This is a genomic window from Pseudomonas sp. 7P_10.2_Bac1 (genome assembly GCF_025465935.1).
GTDB lineage: Bacteria > Pseudomonadota > Gammaproteobacteria > Pseudomonadales > Pseudomonadaceae > Aquipseudomonas.
Map to the genome: position 1 here is coordinate 15,916 of NZ_JANLNV010000002.1, position 11,973 is coordinate 27,888.

The 11,973-nt window shown below is 60.1% G+C and carries 11 protein-coding genes; 6 read left to right on the top strand and 5 right to left on the bottom strand.

All coding sequences use genetic code 11. The annotated features are described in order from the left end of the window. The first annotated feature begins 83 nt into the window (after positions 1-83). From NTD86_RS00320 to NTD86_RS00340, 5 genes are read left to right on the top strand one after another with little or no spacing between them, the layout of a single operon-like run. Positions 84-641 (top strand): carboxymuconolactone decarboxylase family protein, encoded by a 558-nt coding sequence (locus NTD86_RS00320; RefSeq protein WP_262200131.1) that lies wholly within the window; start codon positions 84-86, stop codon positions 639-641. A 30-nt stretch (positions 642-671) separates the two neighbouring features. Further along, the gene (locus tag NTD86_RS00325; RefSeq protein ID WP_262200133.1) at positions 672-1,742 is read left to right on the top strand and encodes an acyl-CoA dehydrogenase family protein; all 1,071 of its coding nucleotides are present in this window, start codon (positions 672-674) and stop codon (positions 1,740-1,742) included. After that, positions 1,739-2,587 (top strand): ABC transporter ATP-binding protein, encoded by an 849-nt coding sequence (locus tag NTD86_RS00330; protein WP_262200135.1) that lies wholly within the window; start codon positions 1,739-1,741, stop codon positions 2,585-2,587. Before NTD86_RS00325 ends, NTD86_RS00330 begins: the two co-directional genes overlap by 4 nt. Continuing rightward, entirely contained in the window at positions 2,553-3,752 is a 1,200-nt protein-coding gene (locus NTD86_RS00335; protein WP_262200137.1) for an ABC transporter substrate-binding protein, read from the top strand. The genes NTD86_RS00330 and NTD86_RS00335 overlap by 35 nt, the downstream gene beginning before the upstream one ends. Next, entirely contained in the window at positions 3,749-4,516 is a 768-nt protein-coding gene (locus NTD86_RS00340) for an ABC transporter permease (protein WP_262200138.1), read from the top strand. Before NTD86_RS00335 ends, NTD86_RS00340 begins: the two co-directional genes overlap by 4 nt. Before the next feature lie 9 nt (positions 4,517-4,525). On the opposite strand, the gene NTD86_RS00345 is transcribed toward NTD86_RS00340, so the two are convergent. Further along, complete coding sequence (locus tag NTD86_RS00345) at positions 4,526-4,786, bottom strand: helix-turn-helix domain-containing protein (protein WP_262200139.1); 261 nt, start codon at positions 4,784-4,786, stop codon at positions 4,526-4,528. 155 nt (positions 4,787-4,941) lie between these two features. Then, positions 4,942-6,327 carry a nucleobase:cation symporter-2 family protein gene (locus tag NTD86_RS00350; RefSeq protein ID WP_262200141.1) on the bottom strand — a complete coding sequence of 462 codons (1,386 nt, stop codon included), beginning with the start codon at positions 6,325-6,327 and terminating at the stop codon, positions 4,942-4,944. A gap of 185 nt (positions 6,328-6,512) precedes the next feature. Here NTD86_RS00350 and NTD86_RS00355 point away from each other — a divergent pair, with 185 nt between their 5' ends. Beyond that, the gene (locus NTD86_RS00355) at positions 6,513-8,156 is read left to right on the top strand and encodes an ABC1 kinase family protein (RefSeq protein WP_262200143.1); all 1,644 of its coding nucleotides are present in this window, start codon (positions 6,513-6,515) and stop codon (positions 8,154-8,156) included. 89 nt (positions 8,157-8,245) lie between these two features. Here the strand turns inward: NTD86_RS00355 and lpdA are convergent, their stop codons facing one another. Genes lpdA through NTD86_RS00370 form a run of 3 tightly spaced genes read right to left on the bottom strand, consistent with a single transcriptional unit; the run spans position 8,246 to position 11,973 of the window. Then, positions 8,246-9,634 carry a dihydrolipoyl dehydrogenase gene (gene lpdA / locus NTD86_RS00360; RefSeq protein ID WP_262200145.1) on the bottom strand — a complete coding sequence of 463 codons (1,389 nt, stop codon included), beginning with the start codon at positions 9,632-9,634 and terminating at the stop codon, positions 8,246-8,248. A 2-nt stretch (positions 9,635-9,636) separates the two neighbouring features. After that, on the bottom strand, positions 9,637-10,917 hold the full coding sequence (locus tag NTD86_RS00365; RefSeq protein ID WP_262200147.1) for a dihydrolipoamide acetyltransferase family protein: 1,281 nt from the start codon (positions 10,915-10,917) through the stop codon (positions 9,637-9,639). After that, positions 10,918-11,973 carry an alpha-ketoacid dehydrogenase subunit beta gene (locus NTD86_RS00370; RefSeq protein ID WP_262200149.1) on the bottom strand — a complete coding sequence of 352 codons (1,056 nt, stop codon included), beginning with the start codon at positions 11,971-11,973 and terminating at the stop codon, positions 10,918-10,920.

Here is an 11,973-nt window from a genome sequence, read left to right on the forward strand (position 1 = left end):
AGCAAGTAATCACTACTTTAGAATATGGAACGTTTTTTTTATAACCAACAGACTGTTCAGACACCCTACGCAGGAGTCACCACATGTCTCGCGTCACCCTTCATAACCTGGACACCGCACCGCAAGCCGCCAAGCCATTCTTGGAAAACGCGCTAAAGAACTCAGGATTTATCCCTAACTTGCTGGGGATTCTAGCCAATGCGCCAGCAGCATTGGAAACCTATGTCACGGTTTCTGCGCTCAATGGCAAGTCCGAGCTGACCTTACCCGAAAGAGAAGTGGTGCAACTGATCGCCGCGACGCGTCATGGTTGCGATTTTTGTGTTGCAGGTCATACCGCTGTCGCGCAAAACAAGGCAAAACTGCCGGATGAAGTGGTCACCGCGTTGCGCGGGCAAACCGAGTTACCGATTGAGCGACTGGAAGCCTTGGCAGCGTTCACCCGTGAAGTGATTGCCACCCGGGGTGATGTCAGCGATGACACTTACGCCACCTTCAAGGCCGCCGGTTTTACTGAAGGCCAGGCGCTGGAAGTGATTCTGGGCGTGAGCCTGGCGACCTTGTGCAACTTTGCCAACGTCTTCGCCCGTACCCCGTTGAACCCTGAGCTGGCGCGTTACAGCTGGAACAAACCTGAGTAATCAGCGGGCCACGATTTTAAGGAGATACCCATGCTCGACCCCGAACTCAGTCATTGGCTGGAGACCGAAGCCGAGGCGCTCGACCTTGGCCACTGCGACCCGCAGGCCGTTCTGTCACATCTGGCAGCAGCCAATGTATTGCGGGTCGGGGTTGACCCGGCGTTGGGCGGCAGTGGCGATACCGTCGTCGAGGCGCTGGAAGCCGTGGCCAGTGTCGCCAGCCACTCGTTGGCCTCGGCCTTTGTGTTCTGGGGCCAGCGGGCGTTTATCGAATACGTCCTGCAAAGCCCGAACAAGGCCCTCGGGGAACGCTTGCTGCCGGACTTGTTGAGCGGCCAATTGGCAGGTGCCACTGGCCTGTCCAATGCCATGAAGTTCCTCTCGGGCGTCGAAGCCCTGCAAGTGCGGGCGCGGGCCGAGGCCAATGGCTGGCGTCTGGACGGGCGTTTGCACTGGGTGACTAATCTGCGCAAAAGCGGGTTTGTGGTCGCGGCAGCGATTGATCGGGAGGAGGGCGGTACGCCGTTTGTGCTAGCGATTCCTGATGCGCTGCCGGGCTTGCAGCGCTCCGAGGATCTGCAGTTGATGGGCTTGCAGTCGAGCAACACTGCGGCCATTGACCTGCAAGGGGTGCAGGTCGGCGAAGAGTGGTTGTTGCATGACAATGCCAAAGTCTTCCTGCCCGCGGTGCGCCCGGCCTTCCTCGGCTTGCAATGTGCAATGGCGATTGGTCTGGCGCGGCGTTCACTGGCAGAAGCCGAGGCGCATTTGCAAGGTCCGCGTTCTGGTCTGATCGAGTTGTTGCATGAGCAGCGGGCAGCACTTGAGGGCCAGGTCACAGCACTCAAGACCGGTCTGCTGGACGGGCGTTTTCTGGCGCAACCGGCAGCGCTGTTCAAAATCCGCATCGCCCTGGCCGAAGCCACCGCCCATGCGGTGCAATTCGAGCTGCAAGCCAGTGGCGGCAAGGCTTACCTGAGTGCCTACGGCAGCGCCTTTGCGCGCCGCTGGCGGGAGTCGGCCTTTGTGCCGATTGTGACCCCGAGCCTGGTGCAATTGCGGGCCGAGTTGCAGCGCCAAAGCCAGGCCAGCGCACAATGAGCACGGTCGTACTTGAGGCGCGCCAGATCACCCTGGGCTATGCCCGTGACGCGGGCTGGCAGCCTGTGCTTGAAGGCTTTGATCTGCAACTGATGCCCGGTGAAGTGGTGTCGGTGCTGGGCCCCAGCGGTGTGGGCAAGTCCAGCCTGCTGCGGGTGCTGGCTGGCTTGCAGACAGCTCATGCCGGGAGTGTCAGCGTATTGGGCCAGCCGCTCACCGCACCGCACCCTCGGGTAGCCGTGGCCTTTCAAGACCCCAGTTTGCTGCCCTGGCTGAGCCTGGAAAACAACGTTGCATTCGGCCTGGATTTCGCCAGCCAGCCAAAAGTGCCCAGCGCCGAGCGCAAGGGGCGGGTCGATCAAGCCATTGCAGAAGTGGGCCTGCAGCACGCACGGGGTCAATACCCGGCGCAGTTGTCGGGTGGCATGGCGCAGCGGGTGGCGTTAGCGCGTTGTCTGGCTCGCCAGCCTCATGTGTTGCTGCTTGATGAGCCGTTTGGCGCACTTGATGAAGTGACCCGTGCCGACATGCAACAGCTCTTACTCAAGGTGATCGAGCGGCATGACACTGCCGCGTTACTGATCACCCATGACATTGACGAGGCCCTGCTGCTCAGCGACCGCATTTTGCTACTGGGACACAGCCCGGCGCATACGGTGGGTGAGTGGCGTATCGATCTGGCGCAGCCGCGTGAGGAACGGATCGATGAACTGGGCGCCTTGCGCATCGAGATTCTCAAAACCCTTCGGCGGGCAAGCCGCAAACCCGACGCCGTTACTGACCCTTTGCCCAACTCGCTGGAGCTTGAACATGTGCCTGGACGACTTCACCCACACTCGACGTGACATTTTAAAACTCAGCGCCATGCTCACCGCAGCAGGTGCCTTGCCCATGCTCACCAGCCTGCAGGCGCGGGCCGCCGCCGAGCCGGATGCGCCGGTACGTATTGGTTATCTGCCCATCACTGATGCCACGCCATTGCTGGTTGCCCACAACAATGGCCTGTTCGAGGCCGAAGGCATCAAGGCCGAGCGCCCTGTGTTATTGCGCAGTTGGGCGCAGGTGATCGAGGCGTTTATTTCGGGCCAGGTCAACGTGATCCACTTGTTGTCGCCGATGACGGTGTGGGCCCGCTATGGCAGCAAGGTGCCCGCTAAAGTCGTGGCCTGGAACCACGTCGGCGGATCAGGGTTGACCGTGGCCCCGCAGATTACCGAGGTTAAGCAACTGGGCGGGCAATCGGTAGCGATTCCGTTCTGGTATTCAATCCATAACGTCGTGGTGCAGCAGTTGTTTCGCGAAAACGGCTTGCAGCCAGTGACGCGGCCGGTCAACAGCACACTGGCTGCCAACGAGGTCAACCTGGTAGTGATGCCGCCTTCGGACATGCCGCCAGCGCTGGCCACCCAGCGCATCGCCGGTTACATCGTTGCCGAACCGTTCAATGCCCTGGCCGAAGACCTCAAGGTTGGGCGGGTACAGCGCTTCACCGGGGACATGTGGCGTAACCATGCTTGCTGCGTGGTGTTCATGCATGAGCATGATTTGAACAATCGCCCTGAGTGGTCGCAGAAAGTCGTCAATGCCATTGTCAAGGCGCAGGTCTGGACCCGCGACAACCGTGAGCAGGCCGCCAAATTGTTGGCCAAGGACGGTGACAATCGCTACACCCCGCACAGTTCACAGGTGTTGCAGCGTGTGTTGTCGCCTGTGGCTACGGAGCGTACGGGCTATGAAAGCGACGGCGCGATTCAGCACGCCAATTGGGACGAACAGCGTATCGACTTCCAGCCTTATCCCTTCCCGAGCTACACCGAAGAGTTGGTCACACGCCTCAAGCACACGCTGATCCAGGGCGACAACGGCTTTTTGGCAGATCTCGACCCCAAACAGGTGGCTCAGGATCTGGTGGATGATCGCTTCGTCAAGAACAGCATTGCCAGCGTCGGCGGTCTGAAAGCTTTCGGTCTGCCTGAGAGTTTTGAGCGCACCGAGGAGTTCGGCTTTTGAAAACCCTAGCACCTTCGCTCGCACGTCAGTGGCTGCTCGGCGTGGCGGGGTTGTTCAGTTTATTGCTGCTGTGGTGGTTGGGGATCGAGGTGTTTGGCAGCGCGCAGGGGCTTTCGGCGCGATTCTCGCCGCAGGCCACCTTTGCCAGCCTGATCGACTTGCTGGGCAGCGCGCAACTCTACGACAACGTCTGGGTGAGCTTGAAACGGATCCTCATCAGCCTGTTGCTGGCGCTGCTGATCGGAGTGCCGCTGGGGCTGTTGATTGGCGGCTCGCGCAACCTGGAGGCAGCCACCACGCCGGCATTTCAGTTTTTACGAATGATTTCGCCGCTGTCGTGGATGCCAGTGGTGGTCATGCTGATGGGTGTAGGTGATCAGCCGATCTACTTTTTGCTGACGTTTGCCGCCGTGTGGCCGATTTTGCTCAACACCATCGCGGGTGTCCGCCAATTGGACCCACGCTGGCTGCAATTGACTCGCAGCCTCAGCGCCACGCGCTGGGAAACCTTGCGCCGGGTCATCCTGCCGGGGGTACTGGGGCATGTATTGACCGGTGTGCGGCTGTCGATCGGCATCTTGTGGATCGTCCTGGTGCCCTGCGAAATGCTGGGTGTGAGCGCCGGGCTGGGCTACTTCATCCTCGACACGCGCGATCGTCTGGCCTACTCGGAACTGATGGCCATGGTGGTGCTCATTGGCGTGCTGGGCTTTGCCCTGGATGCATGTGCGCGTAGCCTGCATCTGCGCTGGGTACATGCCTGAGCGGCGACGCTAGTGTTCGGCAGCCTGATCCTCGCTCACCGGGCCCGTGGAAGGCTGGGCCCGGTGTACAGTGCGGCGTCCGGTGATGATGTACAGCGCATCCACACCGATCAAAGTGATGGAGGCTAAATAATCTGCGCGAGGCATGCTCAGGTCACGCTCGTAACAGCCTTGCGCGTAGCGGCCAACCCCGCCTGCTTCTGCAAAAAGCTCTTGCGTCAGTTTCAGGCGCAGACGTTCTTGTTTTAAGCGAGATCCGTAAGTACTCATAGATGTAGCCCGTGATAACCAGAGGGGTCGCAAAAAAGAGTAATTCAAGCAATCTCATAGGGGAAGGGTATGAGCGGTAAATGCTCATGAAGAAGTAGGACGTTTCTTAACGAGAGGCAGGATGCACCTTGGCAATCCTGCCTCTCGTTTTTGGTTTATACGCTCTGTTTGGTTTCTGTTTCTGGCAGGAACCAGTTCAGCAACAGGGCGCAAATACCGCCCGTGGCCACCCCGGACTCCAGCACGTTGCGCAAGGCGGCTGGCATGTGTGCCAGGAACTCGGGCACTTGCGACACACCCAGGCCCAGCGCCAGCGACACGGCAATAATCAACAGCGCGCGACGGTCTAGCTGGATGCTGGCCAGAATATTGATCCCCGATGCAGCGACTGCACCGAACATCACCATGGCGGCGCCGCCCAGTACCGGCTCCGGTACAGCCTGGATCGCCCCGGCAACGCTTGGAAACAACCCCAGCAGAATCAACATACCGGCGATCCACACACCGATATGCCGGCTGGCAATACCGGTGAGCTGAATCACACCGTTGTTTTGCGCAAAGATCGAGCTTGGGAAGGTATTGAATACCCCGGCCAGCAGCGAGTTGGCTCCATTGACCAACACCCCGCCCTTGATGCGCTGCATCCACAGCGGGCCTTCGACCGGCTGGCGCGACACCTTGCTGGTGGCGGTCACGTCACCAATGGCTTCGAGCGAGGTCACCAGGTAAATCACCAGCATCGGGATGAACAGCGCCCAAGAAAAGCCCAGGCCAAAGTGCAGCGGCATCGGCACCTGGAACACTTGGGCCTGATGCATGCCGGTGAAGTCCAGACGCCCCAGATACCCCGCCAAGGCATAGCCGACAGCCAGCGCTATGACGATGGCGCAACTGCGCATCCACACCAGCGCAATGCGGTTGAGGATCACGATAATCGCCAGCACCACGCCCGACAGCATCAGGTTTTCGCCATTGGCAAAGGTGCCATTGGCCATGGCGCTGAAACCACCGCCCATGCTGATCAGGCCGACTTTGATCAGGGTCAGGCCAATCATCAGCACCACGATGCCGGTGACCAGCGGGGTAATCATGCGTTTTACAAACGGCAAGACCCGCGAGATGCCCATTTCAACGAACGACCCGGCAATCACTACGCCGAAAATCGCCGCCATGACACCTTCAACCGGGGTACCTTGCTTGACCATCAGCGCGCCGCCAGCGATCAGCGGCCCGACAAAGTTGAAACTGGTGCCCTGAACAATCAACAGCCCGGCGCCAAAAGGGCCGAAGCGTTTGCATTGCACAAAGGTCGCGATCCCGGAAATCACCAGCGACATGGAAACAATCAGGTTGGTGTCACGGCTCGACACCCCGAGCGCCTGACAGATCAACAGGCCCGGGGTAACGATCGGCACAATGATGGCCAGCAGGTGCTGAAGGGCGGCCAGAAAGCCGATCCACGGCTTGGGGCGGTCTTCGAGGCCAAAGACCAGTTCACTGGTCCGGGACTCGGCTTCATGCGGGGTATTGGGTGAGGTCATGGCGAGCGCCCTGGAAAAAAGAGCGCGATTCTACTGGTGTTAGGCCACCACGCCCAGTGTTTGCGTGCATTGGTTTTGACTGTGGGCGCAAGCGGACTTAAATCAATCGAATGATCAGCGCTCGCTGCGGTCGCAGTTAGAGGCCGCAAAGGCACACGGCAGCACTTCTAAAGGGAGGTCAATTCATGCTTGAACCCACTTGGACCGCCTTGAAACATCACCGCAGGCTGCAGCACATTGTCGCGACCCTGGTGCGCTTTGGCGCGCAGGACGTGTTGATACGGCTTGGGTTGGGGCGCTTGTTGGCCGGCGTCGAGTCCGAACCCGGCGAGTCACTGCCCGCCAGTACCCCGCAGCGGGTGCGCATGGCCCTGGAAACCCTGGGGCCGACGTTTATCAAATGCGGTCAGATACTGGCCAGCCGCAGTGACATCCTGTCACCGCAGTGGGTCGATGAATTGCAAGCCCTGCATAGCCAGGCTTCGACCTTGCCGTGGGCGGAGCTTGAGGGGCAGGTGCTTGAAGACCTGGGCTGTGAACTGGACCAGGTGTTTGCCGAGTTTGACACCCAGCCGTTGGCCGCCGCGTCCATGGCTCAGGTGTACCGAGCGCGTTTGCTCAGCGGTGAAGCGGTGGTCGTCAAGGTTCAAAGGCCAGGCTTGCGCCGACAAATGACTGCCGATTTGCAGTTGCTGGAAAGCCTGGCGCAGTTGATTGAGCAGAACGAGGCGCTGGCGGTGTACCAGCCACGACAAATGGTTCGGCAGTTGGCCAAGGCCATGCTTGAAGAGCTGGATTTCACTCAGGAAGGGCAAAACTGCGACAGCGTGGCGCATAACTTTGCGCAGGTCCCGCATATCGTGATTCCACACATTTATTGGCCGTTCAGCAGCCAACGTTTACTGGTCCAGGCTTTTTTGCCGAGTTTTACCCCGTTGACCCGTGAAGCGCTGACCGCGCAAGGGCTCGATCCAAGTCTGTTGGCCCAGCGCGGGGCACAGGCGTTTATCAAGATGCTGCTCGAGGACGGCCTGTTTCATGGCGACCCGCACCCTGGGAATTTGCGGGCAATAAGTGAAAACCGCGTGGGCTTTATCGACTTCGGCATGGTCGGACGGCTGGATGAACGACGTCGGATCGAGGTCATGAACTTTATGCGGGCCTTGACCGAAGGCAGCACCGAGACCTTGGTGGGTGTTTTGATCGACTGGAGCGGCGAGCGGGTGCAAGACCTCTCGTTGATCGAACAAGCAGCTCGGGAGTACATGTCGCGGCACAAGGGCGGCCCTTTGAAAATGAGCGCGCTGATCAGCGATTTCCTTGAGCTGATCCGTGATTACCGCTTGCCGCTGCCAGCGGATTTGCTGGTGTTGTTCAAAGCGCTGATTACGGCCGATGGCGTATTGACCCAGCTTGATCCAGACCTTGATCTGGTGGCGACGGCCAAGCCAGCCGTTGAGAAAATGCTGCGCGAACAATTTGACTGGAAGGCCGCCAAACGTCTGGGCATTGACGGTTTGCAGTTGGGTCGCGGGGTACTGGCTGATCTGCCCAAACTGACCCGATTGATGGTGCATCGGCTCAAACACGGGGTTATTGATCTCAAGGTCGATATGCCAGGGCTGGAGCGGCTGGAACGCTCATTGCGACTGGCATCGACCCGCCTGTCGCTGGCGTTGCTGATCAGCGCACTGCTGATAGCCTTTGGCCCGCAAATAGCTGCGGCAGGGCCGCAATGGCAGGGTTTATCTGCAGTGGGCTGGCTGGCAGGGATTGCCACCGTGGGTGGCTTGCTGGCGTTTTTATGGAGCCTGTTTAAAAGCCCGTAAAAGCCACAACACGCCCTGTAGGAGCAAGCTTTTGATCTTTTAAAAAGCAAGCCCGCCCTACAGGGAGAATTGTGGCGGTGTAACTGTGGTTACAGATGCAACGCATGCCCCAGGGCGCGCAGGGCGGCTTCTTGCACGGCTTCACCCAGGGTAGGGTGGGCGTGAATGGTGCCGGCGATGTCTTCCAGGCACGCGCCCATTTCCAGTGACTGGGCAAAGGCGCTGGACAATTCCGACACCCCGGCGCCCACGGCTTGCCAGCCGACAATCAGGTGATTGTCACGCCGCGCAACCACTCGCACGAAGCCGGTTTTGGACTCCAGGGTCATGGCGCGGCCATTGGCGCTGAACGGGAAGCTGGCGCTGATAAAGTCCAGCCCGGCCGCTTCAGCCTCAGTTGGGCTTTTACCCACCACGACGATTTCTGGATCGGTAAAGCATACGGCTGCAATCGCAGCGGGGCTGAACTCGCGCTGTTTGCCGGCAATGATCTCGGCCACCATCTCGCCCTGAGCCATGGCTCGGTGCGCTAGCATCGGCTCGCCAGTCAGGTCACCAATCGCCCAGACGTTACGCATGCTGGTGTGGCAGCGGTTGTCGACGCGAATGGCCGAGCCGTTCATCGCCAGCGCCAGGGTTTCCAGGTTGAAGCCCTGGGTACGTGGCCGACGGCCGACAGCCACCAGTACCTGATCGGTTTCCAGGGTTTGGCTTTCGCCCATGCGATTGCGCATCGACAGGGTTTTGGTGCTGGCCTGGAAGCCTTCTACGCTGTGCTCAAGGTACAGAGTGATGCCCAGCGCCTTGAGTGATTCAGCGACCGGCAGTGTCAGATCTTTATCGTACGTCGGCAGGATTCGCTCACGGGCTTCGACGACTGTTACTTCCGCGCCCAATTTGCGATACGCGATACCCAGTTCCAGACCGATGTACCCCGCGCCCACAACGGTCAGGCGCTTGGGAATGCTGGTCGGGTTCAGTGCTTCAGTGGACGAAATAATGGCGCCGCCGATGGGCAGAATCGGCAGGTCGACAGTGTGGGAACCCGTGGCGAGCAGTAGGTGCTCACACTCGATGCGCTGCCCATCGACCTCAACGGCTTTGCCATCAAGGATCTTCGCCCAACCATGAATGACCTTGACCCCGTGCTTTTTCAGCAGTGCGCCAACGCCGGTGGTCAAGCGATCGACAATGCTGTTTTTCCATTGCACGCTCTGGCCGATGTCCAGAGTCGGCGCCTGGGTCTTGATCCCCAGAGGTGACTGGCCAGTGCTGTACTGTTGCGTGGTGTGGAACTGTTCGGCCACGTGAATCAGCGCTTTGGACGGGATGCAGCCGACGTTGAGGCAGGTGCCGCCCAGCGATTGGCCTTCGATCAGTACTGTTGGAATGCCCAACTGGCCGGCGCGAATCGCTGCTACATAGCCGCCAGGGCCGCCGCCGATAATCAGCAGCGTGGTGTGTTGAGTTGGCTGCATGTTCACTCCACAAACAGGGTGGCAGGTTGTTCGAGCAAGCCACGCATGGCCTGGATAAATTGCGCCGCATCCATGCCGTCCACCACGCGATGGTCGAAGGAGCTGGAGAGGTTCATCATTTTGCGAATCACGATCTGGCCCTTGACCACGACCGGGCGCTCAACGATGCGGTTGACGCCAATGATGGCGACTTCCGGCAAGTTGACCACCGGGGTGCTGGCAATACCGCCCAGTGCGCCGAGGCTGGTGAGAGTGATGGTCGAGCCGGAGAGTTCTTCGCGGGTCGCCTTGCCGGTGCGCACGGCGTTGGCCAAACGGGCGATTTCATCGGCGGCGCCCCACAGGGTCAGGCTTTCGGCATGCCGAACCACCGGTACCATCAGGCCGCTATCGCTTTGCGCAGCGACGCCGATGTGGGCGGCGCCAAAGCGGGTAATGATTTGCGCTTCATCGTCGTAGCGAACGTTGATCTGCGGAAAGTCGCGCAAGGCCACGACCATTGCCCGCATCAAGAACGGCAGCAAGGTCAGTTTGCCGCGGCTGTCGCCCCATTTCTGATTGAGCTGGGCGCGCAGCTCTTCAAGGGCGGTCACGTCGATTTCTTCAACGTAGCTGAAGTGTGCAGCGCGACGCTTGGCATCTTGCATGCGCTGGGCGATTTTGCGGCGCAGGCCGATCACTTGGATGTGCTCTTCATCGCTACGCATGGCGTAGCCGCCAGCCGCTACCGGAGTGGTGCCAGCGTCCTGTGCCAGATAAGCATCCAGGTCATCGTGCAGCACGCGGCCCGCAGGTCCGCTACCTTGCACAAAACGCAGTTCAATCCCGGCATCCCACGCGCGTTTGCGTACCGCCGGTGAGGCCAGCGGACGTTCATTGGCTTCGCGGGCCACCGGGGCAGCGCGTGGTGTTGGCACAGATTTGACTGCCGGTGCCGTCACCGCCGCGACTTCAACCCGGGCCTGCGCTGGCGCTTTTGGCGCGGCTACTGGCTCTTGGGTTGTTACGGTGGGCGCTGCGTCTTCACGCAGGTTGCCGGCACCTTCCACTTCAATGCGGATCAACTCACTGCCCACGGCCATGACTTCGCCGGGCTGGCCGCCGAGTGCCAAGACGCGACCGGCTACCGGGGTCGGGATGTCCACGGTCGCCTTGTCGGTCATGACATCGGCCACCACCTGATCTTCGCTCACCAGGTCACCGACTTTGACAAACCATTCCACCAGTTCAACTTGCGCAATGCCTTCGCCAATGTCCGGCATCTTGATAACGTGCGTACCCATTTAAACCTCCATGACCCGTTGCAAAGCCGCACCCACCCGCGCAGGGCCGGGGAAGTAAGCCCACTCCTGAGCATGCGGGTAGGGCGTGTCCCAACCTGTAACGCGTTCAATGGGTGCTTCCAGGTAGTGGAAGCAGTGCTCTTGAACCAGCGCGATCAGTTCGGCGCCGAAGCCACAGGTGCGAGTGGCTTCGTGCACGACGACACAACGACGGGTTTTTTTCACGGAGGTGACAATCGCATCCAGGTCCAGCGGCCACAGGCTGCGCAGGTCGATGACTTCAGCGTCGATGCCGGTTTCTTCGGCAGCGGCCTGGGCTACGTAGACGGTGGTACCGTAGGTCAGGATGGTGACCTCAGTGCCTGGACGCACGATGGCGGCGCAGTCCAGCGGGACGGTGTAGTAGCCATCTGGCACAGCGCTGGCAGAGTGTTTGGACCATGGAGTAACAGGGCGCTCGTGGTGGCCATCGAATGGGCCGTTGTACAGGCGTTTGGGTTCCAGAAAAATCACCGGATCATCGTTTTCGATGGCGGCAATCAGCAGGCCCTTGGCGTCATACGGGTTGGACGGCATGACGGTGCGCAGGCCGCACACCTGAGTGAACATGGCTTCCGGGCTTTGGCTGTGGGTCTGGCCACCGTAAATGCCGCCGCCGCACGGCATGCGCAGGGTCATGGGGGCAATGAACTCACCCGCCGAGCGATAGCGCAGGCGCGCCGCTTCGGAGACGATCTGGTCGGATGCCGGGTAGAAGTAGTCGGCAAACTGGATTTCGGCAACTGGCCGCAAGCCATAAGCGCCCATGCCCACGGCCGCACCGACGATGCCGCTTTCGGAGATGGGGGCGTCGAACACTCGGGACTTGCCGTACTTGGTCTGCAAGCCTTCGGTGCAGCGGAACACGCCGCCGAAGTAGCCGACGTCCTGCCCGAACACCACCACGTTATCGTCGCGCTCAAGCATGACATCCATGGCCGAGCGCAGGGCCTGGATCATCGTCATGGTGCTGATACTCACGGCGTTCTCCATCTGAATTTTATTGTTGTCGTTCAT

Excerpts from the sequence above, each read along its gene's own strand:
- lpdA (WP_262200145.1), bottom strand. The coding sequence starts at position 9,634 with ATGCAGCCAACTCAACACACCACGCTGCTGATTATCGGCGGCGGCCCT.
- NTD86_RS00345 (WP_262200139.1), bottom strand. The coding sequence starts at position 4,786 with ATGAGTACTTACGGATCTCGCTTAAAACAAGAACGTCTGCGCCTGAAA.
- NTD86_RS00330 (WP_262200135.1), top strand. The coding sequence starts at position 1,739 with ATGAGCACGGTCGTACTTGAGGCGCGCCAGATCACCCTGGGCTATGCC.
- NTD86_RS00335 (WP_262200137.1), top strand. The coding sequence starts at position 2,553 with ATGTGCCTGGACGACTTCACCCACACTCGACGTGACATTTTAAAACTC.
- NTD86_RS00370 (WP_262200149.1), bottom strand. The coding sequence starts at position 11,973 with ATGAACGACAACAATAAAATTCAGATGGAGAACGCCGTGAGTATCAGC.
- NTD86_RS00325 (WP_262200133.1), top strand. The coding sequence starts at position 672 with ATGCTCGACCCCGAACTCAGTCATTGGCTGGAGACCGAAGCCGAGGCG.
- NTD86_RS00320 (WP_262200131.1), top strand. The coding sequence starts at position 84 with ATGTCTCGCGTCACCCTTCATAACCTGGACACCGCACCGCAAGCCGCC.
- NTD86_RS00350 (WP_262200141.1), bottom strand. The coding sequence starts at position 6,327 with ATGACCTCACCCAATACCCCGCATGAAGCCGAGTCCCGGACCAGTGAA.
- NTD86_RS00365 (WP_262200147.1), bottom strand. The coding sequence starts at position 10,917 with ATGGGTACGCACGTTATCAAGATGCCGGACATTGGCGAAGGCATTGCG.
- NTD86_RS00355 (WP_262200143.1), top strand. The coding sequence starts at position 6,513 with ATGCTTGAACCCACTTGGACCGCCTTGAAACATCACCGCAGGCTGCAG.